10 protein-coding genes and 3 tRNA genes are annotated in these 15,950 nt (G+C 46.3%); 11 read left to right on the top strand and 2 right to left on the bottom strand.

Features of this window, described 5'->3' with window-relative positions; translation table 11 throughout:
- The first annotated feature begins 140 nt into the window (after positions 1-140).
- Together SEML1_RS03065 and SEML1_RS03060 are read left to right on the top strand one after the other, a co-directional pair.
- A tRNA-Ala gene (locus tag SEML1_RS03065) sits at positions 141-216 on the top strand.
- Positions 217-243: 27 nt separating this feature from the next.
- A tRNA-Val gene (locus SEML1_RS03060) sits at positions 244-320 on the top strand.
- Here the strand turns inward: SEML1_RS03060 and SEML1_RS03055 are convergent.
- Positions 277-1,860, bottom strand: a complete 1,584-nt coding sequence (locus SEML1_RS03055) for a recombinase family protein (RefSeq protein ID WP_376754431.1) — start codon at positions 1,858-1,860, stop codon at positions 277-279. The two genes, SEML1_RS03060 and SEML1_RS03055, sit on opposite strands and share 44 nt — an antisense overlap.
- Before the next feature lie 762 nt (positions 1,861-2,622).
- Here SEML1_RS03055 and SEML1_RS03050 point away from each other — a divergent pair.
- From SEML1_RS03050 to SEML1_RS03015, 8 genes are all read left to right on the top strand, one after another.
- Positions 2,623-3,690: a site-specific DNA-methyltransferase gene (locus SEML1_RS03050; RefSeq protein WP_376753769.1), complete on the top strand. Its 1,068-nt coding sequence runs from the start codon at positions 2,623-2,625 to the stop codon at positions 3,688-3,690.
- Positions 3,683-4,594: an HpyAIV family type II restriction enzyme gene (locus SEML1_RS03045; RefSeq protein WP_376753768.1), complete on the top strand. Its 912-nt coding sequence runs from the start codon at positions 3,683-3,685 to the stop codon at positions 4,592-4,594. The genes SEML1_RS03050 and SEML1_RS03045 overlap by 8 nt, the downstream gene beginning before the upstream one ends.
- Positions 4,595-4,649: 55 nt before the next feature.
- Entirely contained in the window at positions 4,650-6,881 is a 2,232-nt protein-coding gene (locus tag SEML1_RS03040; protein WP_376753767.1) for an AAA family ATPase, read from the top strand.
- 263 nt (positions 6,882-7,144) lie between these two features.
- A tRNA-Ala gene (locus SEML1_RS03035) sits at positions 7,145-7,221 on the top strand.
- Between the two features lie 231 nt (positions 7,222-7,452).
- Positions 7,453-7,938 (top strand): hypothetical protein, encoded by a 486-nt coding sequence (locus SEML1_RS03030; protein WP_376753766.1) that lies wholly within the window; start codon positions 7,453-7,455, stop codon positions 7,936-7,938.
- 143 nt (positions 7,939-8,081) lie between these two features.
- Complete coding sequence (gene typA / locus SEML1_RS03025) at positions 8,082-9,905, top strand: translational GTPase TypA (protein WP_376753765.1); 1,824 nt, start codon at positions 8,082-8,084, stop codon at positions 9,903-9,905.
- A 226-nt stretch (positions 9,906-10,131) separates the two neighbouring features.
- The gene (treF, locus tag SEML1_RS03020) at positions 10,132-11,745 is read left to right on the top strand and encodes an alpha,alpha-trehalase TreF (protein ID WP_376753764.1); all 1,614 of its coding nucleotides are present in this window, start codon (positions 10,132-10,134) and stop codon (positions 11,743-11,745) included.
- The gene (locus tag SEML1_RS03015; RefSeq protein ID WP_376753763.1) at positions 11,735-13,390 is read left to right on the top strand and encodes an alpha-amylase family glycosyl hydrolase; all 1,656 of its coding nucleotides are present in this window, start codon (positions 11,735-11,737) and stop codon (positions 13,388-13,390) included. Before treF ends, SEML1_RS03015 begins: the two co-directional genes overlap by 11 nt.
- Before the next feature lie 39 nt (positions 13,391-13,429).
- Here SEML1_RS03015 and SEML1_RS03010 read toward each other — a convergent pair whose 3' ends face one another.
- Positions 13,430-14,596 (bottom strand): replication-associated recombination protein A, encoded by a 1,167-nt coding sequence (locus tag SEML1_RS03010; protein WP_376753762.1) that lies wholly within the window; start codon positions 14,594-14,596, stop codon positions 13,430-13,432.
- 109 nt (positions 14,597-14,705) lie between these two features.
- Between SEML1_RS03010 and SEML1_RS03005 the strand changes: the two genes are divergently transcribed.
- Positions 14,706-15,449, top strand: a complete 744-nt coding sequence (locus tag SEML1_RS03005; protein WP_376753761.1) for a slipin family protein — start codon at positions 14,706-14,708, stop codon at positions 15,447-15,449.
- Positions 15,450-15,950 lie beyond the last annotated feature (501 nt).

Genomic DNA, 15,950 nt, shown 5'->3' with positions numbered 1-15,950 from the left:
TATTAAGTATGCTGGTACGCAATGGGGTGCCCGTTGCGATTAAAAATAAACATCAAAACCTCCGTGCCCCGGGTGGGCGCGTAACAGCACGAAAGTCGCCTCTAGAATTTGGGGCGATTTTTTGATACGATAGTAGTGATGGGGCATTAGCTCAGTTGATAGAGCGCAGCATTCGCATTGCTGAGGTCGCGAGTTTGACTCTCGCATGCTCCACCATATTCGGGTGGATTTGGGAAAGTTTGCGGGAAATTAGCTCAGTTGGCTAGAGCGCAGCATTCACATTGCTGAGGTCACAGGTTCGAGCCCTGTATTTCCCACCAAAAAAGTATTTTTCAGAGAATTCAGGCGCGCCAGCGCCTGTTTTTCTAGTGTTTTGCGTAGCAAAACCCAAATTCCAAAGGGGGGAGAAATTTTTGGGGCAGCCGTAGGCTGCACCTTTTTGGATTTTAGAAACAGGTTCAATCCTTCTATTTTCATTAACGCCTCCTTTATGGCACTCGGCTCGGCGGTTTTTGCGATTGTATTGAGGTCAGACGCTTGATTTATCCATTGGCGCATAGGTTCAACCCACGCATTGGCGGCAAGCGTTAGCTTGCCGATTTGTTCTTCCAGCGACTTCTTCTCACTCATCAGCTCGGCTTGTTTGGTTTTGTAGGTGACTTGGTCAATATCCTGGTCTAGGTAGCTGTCCAAAAGTCGTTGTAGCTTGCTCTGCAAGCTACTGATTGTGTTTTGCGCGTCAGCAATAAACACGCCAGAGCTTTGTTCTGATTTCTTTTCGTCCTCGTTCAGCATCGTATGCAACTCATCAGCCCACGACTTCGGCAGAGCGTAGCCCTGCAACACTTCCGCTAGTTGCGAGAACAGTACAGGTTCGGTTACGGCTGGCTCGGTACATTTCATGGTCTTACTTTTGCGTGTGCAGCGATAATACACATATTCGTGTATGTTGCCGTTCTTTTGGTGCTTTATTTTCTTTTCCGCCGTAATCGCCATACCACACGCGCCGCAGCGCAGCAAGCCACAAAACACTTGCGGCGCAGTTGCGTTCTTTTGTGGGTGGCAACGCCGAGCAAGAACAGTTTGCACGCGATCATATAGTTGCTTACTGATGATTGCAGAGTGTTTGCCCTCGTGGACTTCGCCAGCATATCTAAAATGCCCATAATAAAACGGATTTGTCAGTATTTTCTTGATTTGGTCTTTGCTCAAGGGCTTTTTACCCTTGGTCATACCGCCTTCGCGGTATAAAAAGTCTGATATATCTTGCATGGTTTTATTACCACCAGCATACAGATTAAAAGCCTCTACGATAAGCGGCGCACGCCGTTTATCTACCACGATGCTTTTATGCCGCACATCGTTGATATACCCAACAGGAGCTTTACTAGGAAACTCGCCGCGTCGTACTTTTTGGCGCAGTCCGCGCTTGGTGTTTTCGCTCAAGTTATCTACATAATATTTACTTTGGCTAAATGCCATAGACAGCATAAACTTACCTTGGCTGGTGTTCTCAAACCAGAAAGACGGAAATTTGAGGGCGACAAGCAAAGCTTGATCAAGTAAATATATGATATGCCCACCGTCTACCGAATTGCGAGCAAGTCGGTCAGGATGCCACGACAACACGCCATTGGCTTTGCCGTTCTCAATGTCCAACATCATAGCATTGAACTTGTTTCGCCCTGGTGTTTTTGCCGATTTCCTCTCTATCACCGTATCGACAATATGCAAATTATTGTCGGCTGCGTATTTACGCAGTTCGACTATTTGCGCTTCAACGCTCAATACTTGTTTGTCCTCTACATCGGTGCTTTTGCGCACATAGATGATATATTTTTCCTGGCTTTGCTCTTGCATACTTGTTCCCTCAACTTAAATAGCCGCTCCGCTGGACACAATCTGGAAGAACCAAACTGTACGGAACGGCTATATAAGCCTACAAAATATAGCTCTTCCTTATTTGATTGTGTCCACTCTTATTTTACCGCATTCAGAGCAAAAACCAAACACGCAAGACTTCTACTTGTAAATCCGCTCGTGGTGGCTAAAATCCAAAAAGGTGCAGCCTACGGCTGCCCCAAAAATTTCTCCCCCCTTTGGAATTTGGGTTTTGCTACGCAAAACACTAGAAAAACAGGCGCTGGCGCGCCTGAATTCTCTGAAAAATACTTTTTTGGTGGAATTTTACAACTCCGCTAGAACCTATTTTAGCACAAAATGTTAAAAACTGTGAGCCGCGCCGCCTAGCACAGCAAGCCGTGCTGCGCTCCAGCCCAGAAAACCCTTTGCATATTTTTTGTAATTTCCCCCGCCGTGATTTTATTAGAAAAAAGGTAAAGGGTGTTCTGGGCGGGTGCGCTGTTGCTTTAGCAACATTGGCGGATTTCTTGCGTGTTTATTCTATGAGCATGCAAGAAATGATATAATAAAGAAGTCCAACCAACAATTAACATCTTAGGGATTTTCCCAGTATTTTGGTATTTGAACCAGAAAAACGGGCACTTGCTCGAAAAACTTTTGGTTCAAATCCCAATTGTTGGTTGGACGCCTAGAGTAGGTGTCCGTTTTTTATACGCGGACTTTACTCAAGATAAATCAACTTAAAACTCAAAGGCGTCCATGAGTAAAAAATTACTAGAAACCAACGTCGTACTACAAGGCGACTGCATAGAATTATTAAAAACACTGCCAGACAAGTCGATTGATCTTGTTTTTGCCGATCCGCCGTACAACTTGCAGCTCAAAGGCGATTTGTGGCGACCAAATAATACAAAAGTATCTGCGGTTGATGACGACTGGGATAAATATGATAGCTTTGCTGCTTATGATGATTTTACGACCAAATGGCTCACCGAGTGTCGCCGCGTCCTCAAGGACAACGGCTCGCTTTGGGTAATTGGTAGCTATCACAATATCTTTCGCGTTGGTAAAATCTTGCAAGACCTCGATTACTGGATTTTGAATGACACTCTTTGGGTTAAGACAAACCCCATGCCAAACTTCAAAGGCACGCGCTTTAACAATTCGCACGAAACGCTAATATGGGCTGGAAAATCTGAGAAATCAAAGCCGACTTTTAATTATAAAACTATGAAAGCCCACAACGAAGATAAGCAGATGCGCAGTGATTGGTTAATTCCGATTTGCAGCGGTAAAGAGCGGATTAAAATTAACGGTGAAAAAGCTCACTCGACACAAAAACCGCTTGCATTGCTTCGCCGAATTATCAATGCGACTACAAAGCCGGGCGACATTGTGCTTGACCCATTTCTCGGCAGCGGCACGACGGCAGTTGCCGCAAAAGAGCTCGGGCGTTCTTACATTGTTATTGAACGCGACAGCACCTACGTTAAAGTCGCCAAAAAGCGACTTACCGACACGACGCCTCTCGACGAAACGCTCATTACGAGCAAATTAGAAGCAAAAGCGCCGCGTGTTGCATTTGGTCTACTGGTTGATATTGGACTCATCAAAGCGGGTATTACACTCACCAGCAAAGACGGCAAATACTCCGCAGTTGTTACCGCCAACGGTTCGCTCAAAAGTGGCGATATCGAGGGTTCTATTCATAAAGTCGGCGCAGTCTTACAAAACCAACCGTCATGCAACGGCTGGACATTTTGGTATATCGACGGTGTGTTGATTGACGAAATTCGACAAAAGTATCTGGAGAAAAAGTATGCTTGACTACGAAGAATTCAAGGAAATTTTTGATGAGAAAATCTTTGCAAAATCAAAACCCGACCTCATAAGAAAAGTTGCCGAATATCCAGACAGGTACGTTGGTCTATTTCGCCCAACCAAGCCAGAAGCTAAATTACTGCAAAATCTTTTACAGTCAAATGAAATTCGTTTTGGCGACGCTTTTGAAGTGGCAATCAAGCAGTATCTTATCAGCGTGGGTTGGCAGCCTTTGCCACAAAAAATAATCTCTAAAGAGGGCGATGCACTCGACATTGACCAACTACTCATGAAAGACAACAAAGTGTTGTTCATCGAGCAAAAAGTGCGCGATGACCATGATTCGACCAAAAAGCGCGGACAGATTAGTAATTTTGAGAAAAAATTAGAGGCACTGGTCGATATTTACGGCAACAAGGTAACCTGGGGATTTTTCTATTTTATTGACCCAAGCCTTGTCAAAAACCGCAACTTTTATCAGCCGGAACTGCAAAAATTACAAGATTCTTGGGGTGTAAACTTATCAGTATCATACGGACAAGATATGTTCGAGCAACTCGGCTACCCGAATATTTGGCATGATATCATGACCAACTTGAAAAAGTGGCGGCACGACATACCCGACTTGCCAAATGTAAATTTTGACACCAACCCCAAAGAATCCGCCGAAGAAATAAAAGACCTGCCGCTTCGCATATTCCGCAAGCTGTTTGATGATGAACGGATTGTAAGCCAGATATTGCCTGTGTTGTTTCCGACTGGAGAGACGCTGGCAATACTTGAGCCGTATTTTCGTGGACAGGGTACTGTTGTTGCCAATAACATATCACGCAGCATGACAAATTACTTATATTCACAGCCTACCCATCTATCCTCTGTGGTAAATAAGTCAAATAATAACGCCATCTAACTCTGATTGTTGTATAATATATAGACATAGAATTGACGTTAATTTAGCTTGCGTTATGGTTATTAAGAAGTTTACAAAAATCAAAGATTTCGGAGTTTTTAGGGACTTCGTTGCCCCAATAGCTCTACCAGAATTTAAACGATACAATATCATATACGGCTGGAATGGGTCGGGCAAAACGACCCTATCAAAATTGTTTGCCAGCCTAAACTCAGGTGGTTGTGGGGAATTTTCGACTGCACTATATGAGATAAAAGATGACGCTGGTGCAACATGCTCACATGGTCAAATTTTTTCTACACCGATACGCGTATTCAATCAAGAGTATGTAGACGACAATGTGTCTTTTACAGCCAATAAAGCAAAGCCTATTCTTATATTAGGTGAGGAGAATCAAGAGGCCATCGCGCAAATTGAACGTGATGAAAAAGAGATATCCATAATTCGCACTAAGATTAACGAAGAGACTCGTCAGAAAAAAGAAAAATCAACGAGAAAAGATCGTTTATTTACCGATATAGCGCGTACCATTGGTCAGAATACCCGCGGAGCGATATCTCGCACATATAGAAGACCAGAGGCTGAGGCGGCTTTTGCGAAGCTCAGTGAAAAGCATATATTGCAAGACGAGCAGCTCACGCTGTTAGTACAAGAGATTTCACAAGAGTCAATGGAGAAACAACAAAAAATGTCCTTCACGAATAACCAACTTACGAAAAACTTCGAAAGGAGCCAGAAGCTAGCAAACGAAACCGTAGAGGCCAATGTGATTTCTCGACTGGTAGAGAATACTGACATAGCCGAGTGGGTCGAACGAGGTGTTGTTCTGCATGAAAAACATAAAAACGATAAGTGTGAATTCTGCGGTAGCAAGCTATCTCAAGAGCGCATAAAAGAGCTTGCTAATCACTTTAACGACGCAGACAAGAAGCTAAAAGAGCAAATCGACATAGTACTTAACGATTTACGCACGGACTATGCGCAAATACAACAGTTACAGCCAGTTGATAAAATGAACCTTTATCAAGAATTACGTGAAGAATACGAAACTCGCAGCATAGCTATGACTGACGCCCGCGACAAGCTACTCACCGAAATTGAGCATTTTGCAAAAACACTTGAATCAAAAAAGGCTCATACTACTGCCCAGCTCGACCTTGGCGACCAACCAAAACTAGACGATTTGCTATTGCGTATTGCAAAAATTAACGAGCAAATTGATTTACACAATAAAAAGACTGATGAGTTTGATGCGCATAAACTAAATGTCAGTAAACAAATAGAGACGCACTATTTAAGTACGATATATGATGATGTAGAAGCGCTAAAAACTGATATTTTGGCGCATGACAATAAAATAAAAGAGCTGACTGATGGTGTTGAAGGAGCTCCAGATAAGCCCGGGTTGCGCAAACTAACCGAGAGGGTAAATATGAATAAATCCAAGGTTTCATCTTCGCATAAGGCTTGCAGCATATTAAATGAATCTTTGAAAAATTTCTTAGGGCACGCCGAAATAACCTTTATTACCAACGATGATGGCAGTGGCTATACGCTTAAGCGAGGCAATACGGTTGCGAAAAGCCTAAGCGAGGGCGAAAGAACCGCTATTGCTTTTGTATATTTTACCGTACAGCTAAAAGATGAAAATTTTGACGTTGATAACAGTATTGTTGTTATCGACGACCCGGTGTCAAGCCTCGATGCAAACTCGCAATACCAAGCTTTTTCGTTCTTGAAAACTGCAACAAGTAGCGTAAAGCAACTTTTTGTTCTTACTCATAACTTTGATTTTCTAAAGTTACTCTTAAATTGGCAAAAAGGCAATAACGGTGGCAGAGAAGCGCAATACTTTATGATTAATAACAGATATTCTACATCTGACGGCTCAAGGAAAGCATTTTTAGATAAACTAGATACGGACCTGCAAAAATATGAGAGTGAATACCACTATCTGTTTAATATGATTTATAATTATCAGTCGGATGGTACAATAGCTAACGCATATAAAATGCCCAATATTGCACGCAAAGTTCTCGATAATTTCTTAATGTTCCGTATACCAAGTAGTGAAAGTACATACAAAAGGCTTGAGCGACTGAATTTTGACACCCAAAAGAAAGCTGCGATATATAAATTTGTGAATGATCAATCTCATATTACTGGATCAGGATTCGACCCTGCACTTGTGCCAGAAACGCAGAAAAATATTGGCTACCTCCTAGAGCTAATGCAATCTACATTCCCTGATCATTATGCAATTTTAGAAGAATCGTTATCGCAGTAAGTGCGCATAGCGCGTCGGCTTTGCCGACAAAAGCCGCGCCGCCTCTATCGTTTGCGGTAGGCGCACCCGCCCAGAACACCCTTTACCTTTTTTCTAATAAAATCACGGCGGGGGAAATTACAAAAAATATGCAAAGGGTTTTCTGGGCTGGAGCGCAGCACGGCTTGCTGTGCTAGGCGGCGCGGCTCACAGTTTTTAACATTTTGTGCTAAAATAGGTTCTAGCGGAGTTGTAAAATTCCACCATGAATTAGTATATTACGCGGGGTATTAGCTCATTTGGCTAGAGCGCTTCGCTGGCAGCGAAGAGGTGAGGAGTTCGAATCTCCTATACTCCACCAAATTATACGGACAAGTACCGTTGCTTGTCTTTTTTATTTTTCACATTGACTATTTCGCTCACGTTTGCTATACTAACACTAGGTCAATACGTTGTTTTCTGTTGCTCAAGCTGAGTCTATCGGCGTCTGAGAACGGAAAATGTAATGCGTGAAACACACCCCTAGTTGTACCGTTGCACGATAAAAAGCGCAACTTTTTTGTTGCTAAAAATAGTAAGTAAAGGAGAAAACATGCCTCGCAACAAGCGTGAAGGATTGGTTTTTGGCGTCGCTATGGCGTTCACGATGTCATTATTTATGAATATATTTAACGCGTTTCGCCACAGCGGTATATCAGTTGAAGCGCTCGGGCACGCCTTGTTGCTGCAGCCGGTGATTTTTACTATCGTGATGATTGTCGAAAATGCAGTCGTATCAAAAGCAGCGCGCAAAGTCATGAGCGGTATGGTGCAAAAAAATGACAGTGCTTCGGCAAAAGCACTCGCTCAGACGGTGTGCATGGTGACGGGTATGTCTCTCGCGATGAGTGTGATCGGGCTGGCGCTGTCTGGTGCGCCGCTCGCTGCGATGCCGGTACAATTTGCACTGGCGTGGTCGGTAAATTTTTGTGCTGCGTTTTTCTGGCAAATATTTGCGGCAGCGCCTATTGCCCGCGGTGCGCTTCGACTTTTTCGCCGCTATAACCGAAATACGAATACTGCGGTCGTTGCTGAGTAGCATGGATGCAATGCATAGTTTTTCGCGCGGGTTATTTTGGTTAATGCAGATCATTATGATATAATAACTATAAGCAAGGTCTGTGCCGCCGCAGACCGTTTTTTATGAAATAAGCAGAAGCCTACGCGGTATTAAGGAACACTATGACTGATCCAAACTATATTCGAAATGTTGCAATTATTGCGCACGTTGACCATGGCAAAACGACGCTTGTTGACGGGCTGCTCAAACAATCAAATACGTTTCGCGACAATCAGGCGGAAATGGCGCAAGCGTTGATTATGGATTCGGGCGATCAGGAGCGCGAGCGCGGTATTACTATCACTGCCAAACAGACGACGGTGTACTACGGCGATTACAAAATCAATATTATTGACACGCCGGGGCATGCGGATTTTTCCGGCGAGGTTGAACGGACGCTTAATATGGCAGACGGCGTGTTGCTTATCGTCGACGCGCAGGAAGGACCGATGCCGCAAACGAAATTCGTTTTGAGCAAAGCGCTGGAGCTGGGCTTAAAGCCGGTAGTAGTGATCAATAAAATTGACAAGCCGGCGCGCCGCGTCGCTGAAGTTGAAGACGAACTGGCGGATTTATTTTTGGAGCTCGCGACCGACGAGTCGCAGCTAAAGTATCCGGTGTATTATGCGGCGGCGCGCGATGGCAAATCGTGGGTGCACATGCCGAGCGACCCAAGTGAGCCGGCCGATTTAACGCCGATTTTCGAGGCGATTGTTCAGCAAATTCCTGCGCCAAACGTGTCGGTAGACGGTTCGTTTCAGATGCTCGTAACGGCTCTGCAGTATGATAGCTTTTTGGGAAAGTATGCGATTGGGCGGATTAGCCGCGGCGTCGCTAAACGCGCAATGCCGATTGTGCTAATGAAAACTGACGGCGCGGCGCAAAACGCTAAAATTGATAAATTATTTATTAGCCGCGGGCTCGCCAAAGAAGAAGTCGACGAAGCGGTAGCGGGCGATATTGTTTATGTCGTTGGCGCGGCTGCAGCGCATATCGGCGAGACGCTTGCCGACCGCGACAATCCTGAAGCGTTGCCGGTGATGGATGTCGAAGCGCCGACGATTAGCATGTACCTCGGGCCGAATACGAGCCCGATGAAAGGCCGCGAGGGCGAATTTACGACATCGCGGCAGATCGGTGATCGGTTGCAGCGCGAGCTAGAGACGAATGTGGCACTTCGTGTACGCGAGGACGGCATTGGATTTATCATTTCGGGTCGCGGCGAATTGCATTTAAGCGTGCTAATTGAAGCGATGCGGCGCGAGGGTTATGAGTTTGAAGTTGGGCGTCCGAAAGTTGTAACGATAAACGAAGACGGTGTCGAGAAAGAGCCGGTTGAAGAACTGTTGATTGAAATTGGTGCAGAGTTTGTCGGCGTTGTCAGCCAGGAGCTTGGCAAGCGTAAGGCGGAATTGGTTAAGCAAGAACAAACCGCGAGCGGTGCTGCGCGCATGACCTATCTCATCACGACGCGCGCGTTGATTGGATTGCGCAACACGCTATTGACCGACACGAAAGGTACGGTGATTATGTATAGCTTGCCGCATGGTTATCAGCCGGCGAGCAGCACGTTGCCGCGAACGCGCAATGGCGTGTTGATTGCTTTTGAAGCTGGTACAACGACGCCGTATGCGCTTGAAAACGCCGAAAGCCGCGGCGAATTATTTGTCGGACCGGGCGTGGAAGTGTATGCTGGTATGATCGTCGGGCTAAACAATCGTATGGACGACATGGAAATTAACGTTTGCAAAGCAAAGCACCTGACAAACATGCGTTCAAAATCAAGCGACGGCACAGTACAGTTGACGCCGCACACAGAACTTAGCTTAGAACAATCAATTGACTTTATCGAAGACGATGAGCTGCTTGAGGTGACGCCGAAAAGTTTGCGTTTGCGTAAAAAATATCTCGACGCTAACGAACGCAAACGCCATAATAAATCGTAAATAACAATCCCCCGCGCGGTAGGTCGGGGGATTATTATTGGCTTTAGCTATTAGCCGATGTACTGTACGGTGATTCGCTTTCGCTTCATAACTCTCCTTTTTATTTTTTAGTGATGTTTGTGTGATTAACCACTACATTTATATTAGCATAAGCATGATAAAAAGTCAATAGTATTTTTTAATATTCTTGTTGTAACAGAGGTAGATTTGGCGTATAATGCCATCTATGCGCAAACGATTATTAACAAAAAAATCCGAAGAGATTATCAAAAAAAGTTCCGATTCGCTCAAGACTGCAACAGTTCATACGGTCGGTTTGCTGAAGCCTGTCGCAAAAAGCCCAGATGAGTCGCTGCGTGATTTATTTGATGCCGTGCAGGCAGAGCGCGTGTATGCCGACGGCAAGACATTTGTCGATATGGTGCCGTGCGATTCAGTTGCGGCGGTCGTACGCCGGTATATGAAAGAGCGCAAAAAGCCTGGGTTTGATTTAGCAGAGTTTGTTTCGCATAATTTTCAGCCGGTAAAACACAACGTGCCGCAATACGAGCCGGACGAAACGACAACGGCGCGCCAGTATGTCTCGAATTTGTGGCGCGTGCTAGAACGGCGTAATCGGCGTAATCGCGGTTCACTAATTGCGTTGCCATACAAATATATTACGCCGGGCGGGCGATTTGAAGAGCAGTTTTATTGGGATAGCTATTTTATTATGCTTGGTCTTGCGGCGGACGGCAGGTGGCGCGCCGTGCATGATATGATGCGTAACTATACATATATGCTGCGTAAATTTAATATGATTCCGACCGCAAATCGTACCTATTTTTTGAGCCGGTCGCAGCCGCCGTTCTTCGCACGTATGGTGCAGTTGTTGGCGCAGCAGCGCGGTGCGCGGCGTACGTATATTGAGTTTTTGCCTAGCATGCTCGCTGAATATCGTTTTTGGATGGATGGGCGGCGGCGCCTCGCGACAAGACCGGATTGTACTGCGTACCGTCGTGTCGTGCGTATGTCGCATGGTGAAATTCTTAACCGGTTTTACGACGATCAATCGACGCCGCGCCCGGAATCACAGCGCGAAGACATCGAAACGGCTGAAGTCGCCGACCAGAAAGAGCAAGTTTATATTGATTTGCGAGCAGCGGCGGAAAGCGGCTGGGATTTCAGTAGCCGTTGGTTTCGCGATACTCGCGACATCAAAACGATCGAAACGACGAAAATTGTGCCGGTTGATCTGAATTGTTTGATGTATGATTTGGAATGTGCGATCGCCGAATCGTACAGGTTTCTCAAACAAAAGCGTTTAGCGCGGCGGTTTGAGCAGGCTGCTGCCCACCGCGCCAAAGCAATTCAGCGATACTGTTGGAATGAGTCAAGTCATTTTTTTGAGGATTTTCATACTGTTCGGCAAACGTTGAATGACCGTTTAACACTCGCGGGGGTGTTTCCGCTGTACGCCGGTATCGCGACGCCTGAACAAGCGGCAGCTGTAGCTGAGCGGATTAGAACGGACTTTTTGCATGCGGGCGGCGTTGCGGCGACGCTCGTCGATAACGGTCAGCAGTGGGATCTGCCAAATGGCTGGGCGCCGTTGCAGTGGGTAACGATCAAAGGATTAGGTTCATATGGCTATGACGAATTGGCGGCAGAAATCCGCGACCGCTGGCTTGCGCTGAATGAATCGGTGTTTATGAGCGAACGGAAAATGGTCGAGAAATACGACGTCGTCGCAGCGGCGCCAGGCGGCGGTGGCGAGTACGAGTTGCAAGACGGTTTTGGCTGGACGAACGGCGTATATGCTGCGCTCAAAGACGAACAGGAGAAAGAATATGGCGCGTAAACGCTGGGCAAATGTAAATGCCTTGTATCAAATTTATCCGCGATCATTTATGGACTCAAACGACGATGGTGTTGGCGATTTGCGCGGTGTAATTGACAGACTAGCCTATATAAAAAGCGGTGAAAAATCGCTTGGCATCGATGCGATTTGGTTTTCTCCGTTCTATCCATCACCGCAAGCTGATATGGGCTATGATGTGTCGGAATATTGCGATATTAATCCGATGTTTGGCTCGCTTGATGATTTTCGCGAACTGATCGAAAAAGCGCACGCAAGCGGCATTAAAGTCATGGTTGATTTCGTGCCGAACCATACAAGCGATCAGCACCCGTGGTTTCTGGAATCGCAATCGTCGCGCGATAATGACAAAAGCGATTTTTATACGTGGCGCGATGCGCGCGCGGACGGTTCGCCGCCGAATAATTGGCTGAGTATTTTTGGAGGCTCGGCGTGGCAGTGGAATGAATCGCGGCAGCAATATTATTTACACACGTTCTTGAAAGAGCAGCCCGATTTGAATTGGGACAATCCGGCGGTGCGCCAAGAAATGAAGCGCGTTCTGAAATTTTGGCTTGATTTAGGCGTTGATGGATTTCGCGCTGACGCAGTGCGGTGGATTAGTAAAGATCCGCACCAGCGCGATGATCTGCTCGCGGCGCATTGCCCTGATGAGCAGTCGGTGCGGTCGTTTGACGATTTGCAGCATAAATATAGCCGTTTTTGGGAAAACCTGTTTCCATATTTGCGCGAGCTGACGGATGTTGTGGCGTCATATGACGATAGAATCATGATTTTCGAAGATTATCCTGATGGAAATTACGGCACGCAGGAACAGTATCTCGGATTTTACGGCGTCAACCCTGACGTGTCGATGCCATTTAATTTTGAAGGCTTGGGCGCGAAGTTCTCAGCGGAATCGTTTAGTACGATGGTAAATGAATTTCAGGGCATGATTAATCCTGATATTCATACGCCGGTGTATTGTTTTAGCAATCACGACCAAGCGCGAATCGCGACGCGTTATGGCGGTACAGAGCAGGCGCGGCTCGTTGCGCTGATGCAATTGACACTGCCGGGCCTGCCGGTGGTGTACTACGGCGACGAAATCGGTATGACGAACGCGCCGATCCAATTTGATGAAATTCAAGATAAGTCAGTATTTAGTCACGGTAACGACGAGTCAGTCGGGCGCGATCCCGAACGTACGCCTATGCAGTGGACGGGTGAAAAAAATGCCGGTTTTAGCCAAGTAAAACCGTGGTTGCCTGTTGATCCTATAAGTAAAAAAGTGAATGTTGATGTTGAACAGCATGATCCCGATTCGTTTTTTGCCTTATATCAGCGGCTGCTGAAATTACGCAGTCAGTATGAGATTTTGCGCATGGGCGAATACGAGCCGATCGGTGATGCGGGCGACGACATATTTGCGTATGCCCGGTGGATCGGCAAGGAGCAGCACGTGTTTGTGGCGCTCAATTTTAGCAAAGAGACGCGCCGTGTTACGTTGCCGCACGCTGGATTTATTTTATGCTCAACGCATCCGGTTGACTATCCGGCAATTGGTGCAAACGGCGTCGTAACGCTTCGGCCGTATGAGGGCGTCTTGGTTGAGTGTAGCGAACACCGATTGCAGCGCGACAACTAAGCGAAGATCCGCATGATTGAATATATATGCACTAACTGATTAGCAGCTTGACCTGATTTCATCGGGTAAAAACCCTTTCTCGTGCCGAAAGCCTGCTTGCCATTTGTAATCTTTGCCGTAGCCGAGATCTTTCATCAACTTCGTCGGCGCGTTACGGATATGGAGCGGTACAGGCGCGTCGGGAAATTGTTTCGCTAGATCTTTGGCGGCATGCATTAGGTCGGTGATTTCGCGCGATTTCGGGCTGCGCGCCAAAGCGACAGCGCAGTGGTATAAATTATAGTTCGCTTCCGGCAGCCCGACGCGTTCAACCGCTTGGAATGTTGCCGCCGCGAGCGCAAGCGCGCCATTGCCCGCTAGCCCAATGTCTTCAGAAGCGAAAACTATCATGCGCCGCGCGATAAACTTTGGATCTTCGCCGGCATCAATCATTCGGCTGAGATAATAGAGCGCCGCTTGCACATCGCTGCCGCGCAGCGACTTGATGAACGCTGAAATCACGTCGTAGTGTGTGTCGCCTTTTTTGTCATAGCCAGGAATTTTCTTTTGTGCTGCCGCTTTTACGATATCGGGTGTAATTTTTTCACCAAAACCGAGTGCTAATTCAAGATTTCCGAGTGCTACGCGTGCGTCGCCGCTAGATAATTCTGCGAGATAGTCTAGCGCTTTCGGTGTGATTTGCTTTGATTTGCCAAGCGTTTTTAGCGCGCGCTTCAGAATTGCAATAATTTCATCTTTTGCAAGCGGCTGCAATACAAGCACGCGCGTACGGCTTAATAGAGCGGGAATGACCTCAAAGCTGGGGTTCTCGGTCGTGGCGCCAATCAGGGTAATCAGCCCTGACTCAACGTGCGGCAAGAACGCGTCTTGTTGCGCTTTGTTGAAGCGGTGAATTTCGTCGACAAACAAAATCGTGCGCAAACCTAAATTCCAATTTTGCCGCGCGTGCTTAATTACTTTTTCAACGTCTTTTTTACCGCTTGTGACGGCGCTGAGTTCAATAAATTCCGCGTTCACTTCGCACGCGATAATACGTGCTAGCGTCGTTTTTCCTGTGCCCGGCGGACCCCAAAAAATCAAACTGACCGGTTCGCCCTGTGTCACGATTCGGCGCAGCAACTCGCCGTCGCCGAGCAGTTGCCCTTGTCCAATCACCTCGTCTAAGCTCTTTGGTCGCATTCGTTCTGCGAGCGGTATTCTCTCCATATTTGTATTATACCGCGATACGTGGTGTAAAAATAGAGCGCCGCACCATCTATATTTGTGCTTTTGATTGAACCGTGCGATAATTATAAGCAATAAAAGGAGGGGTTGTATGGAAATTCTTATCATCATATGCGTACTTGTATTCATTGCGATGTTGAGTGGTATACGGGTAGTAAATCAATACCAACGCGGCGTAGTGCTGACACTTGGTAGGTTCTCTGGCGTGCGCGAACCAGGGCTTCGTATCGTTTTGCCGGTTATTCAAACGATGACGCTAGTTGATATACGCTCGACGCCGATTGACGTGCCGAAGCAAGAGGTAATTACTAGAGACAATGTAACGGTTGGCGTTGATGCGGTTGTTTATTTTCGCGTCGTTAATGCGCCGAAAGCTGTACTTGAAACGACGAATTATATCTATGCTACTAGCCAGTTTGCGCAGGCTGCTTTGCGCGATGTGACCGGTAATGTCGACATGGACGATCTGCTCGCTAAGCGCGAAGAGATTTCGCAACAAATCAAAGAGATTGTCGACGCCGAGACAGACAAATGGGGTATTGATGTCGAAAATGTAAAAATTCAAAACATTGAATTACCGGGCGACATGAAACGGGCGATGGCGAAGCAGGCAGAAGCTGAGCGCGAACGTCGCAGCAATATTATCAATGCCGACGGTGAAAAACAAGCCGCTAAGACTTTGGCGGAGGCGGCTGAAATTTTAGCAACAACGCCGGGTGCAATTAACTTACGCACATTGAATACCTTGGAACGCATCTCAACAGAGCCGTCGCAAAAAACAATGATGCTGTTTCCGGTTGAATTGATTGATGCGCTGCGCGGCGGAAAGAAGTAGGCGCTGCTACTCCTAGCTAAATATTGTTGTCGTTGGCATGACGTTTGTAAACAAAAAGGCGCTTAAGCGCCGAAGTGATCGTGGTGCAGAATTACAGAATCTACTTAAACTTTTTGAATACATTATGGACTACCCCGGTCCAGCTCCAGTAATAAAAAGACGTACGGCGCAGTATAAGCAATCACTATCAATCATTTATTAGGTAAGTATACACCCATATAACTAACCGCCAAAGGCTATTACTAATATCAAGACAATTTTACAGGGGGGGAATCACCCCCCCCTGTATGATAGAGCACCATTCCGCTGTATAAATGGTAGATTTCTGGGTGCAGAATTACCAATACTTTTTAAGTGTGCCAGTAGTGATTAGGGCTAATTGTGTAGTATGGGATTGTGAAGAAGCCGACGCCGACCAGACATAATAAGATGTGTTTTATGATACTATGTCCCTTTTGCTCTCGTGTATGCACGTAGTTCTTTTGTTTTTTAGAATTTGAT

It is taken from the genome of Candidatus Saccharimonadaceae bacterium ML1, from assembly GCA_030253535.1.
In the GTDB taxonomy this organism is placed as follows: domain Bacteria; phylum Patescibacteriota; class Saccharimonadia; order Saccharimonadales; family Saccharimonadaceae; genus Saccharimonas; species Saccharimonas epibionticum.
Note: the sequence above shows the minus strand (reverse complement) of the source record. Positions and strands in the feature narration are given on the sequence as shown.

Bases quoted from the DNA above. Each gene is read 5' to 3' on its own strand.
- SEML1_RS03015 (WP_376753763.1), top strand. From the start codon at position 11,735: ATGGCGCGTAAACGCTGGGCAAATGTAAATGCCTTGTATCAAATTTAT.
- treF (WP_376753764.1), top strand. From the start codon at position 10,132: ATGCGCAAACGATTATTAACAAAAAAATCCGAAGAGATTATCAAAAAA.
- SEML1_RS03010 (WP_376753762.1), bottom strand. From the start codon at position 14,596: ATGGAGAGAATACCGCTCGCAGAACGAATGCGACCAAAGAGCTTAGAC.
- SEML1_RS03040 (WP_376753767.1), top strand. From the start codon at position 4,650: ATGGTTATTAAGAAGTTTACAAAAATCAAAGATTTCGGAGTTTTTAGG.
- SEML1_RS03030 (WP_376753766.1), top strand. From the start codon at position 7,453: ATGCCTCGCAACAAGCGTGAAGGATTGGTTTTTGGCGTCGCTATGGCG.
- SEML1_RS03045 (WP_376753768.1), top strand. From the start codon at position 3,683: ATGCTTGACTACGAAGAATTCAAGGAAATTTTTGATGAGAAAATCTTT.
- SEML1_RS03055 (WP_376754431.1), bottom strand. From the start codon at position 1,860: ATGCAAGAGCAAAGCCAGGAAAAATATATCATCTATGTGCGCAAAAGC.
- typA (WP_376753765.1), top strand. From the start codon at position 8,082: ATGACTGATCCAAACTATATTCGAAATGTTGCAATTATTGCGCACGTT.
- SEML1_RS03005 (WP_376753761.1), top strand. From the start codon at position 14,706: ATGGAAATTCTTATCATCATATGCGTACTTGTATTCATTGCGATGTTG.
- SEML1_RS03050 (WP_376753769.1), top strand. From the start codon at position 2,623: ATGAGTAAAAAATTACTAGAAACCAACGTCGTACTACAAGGCGACTGC.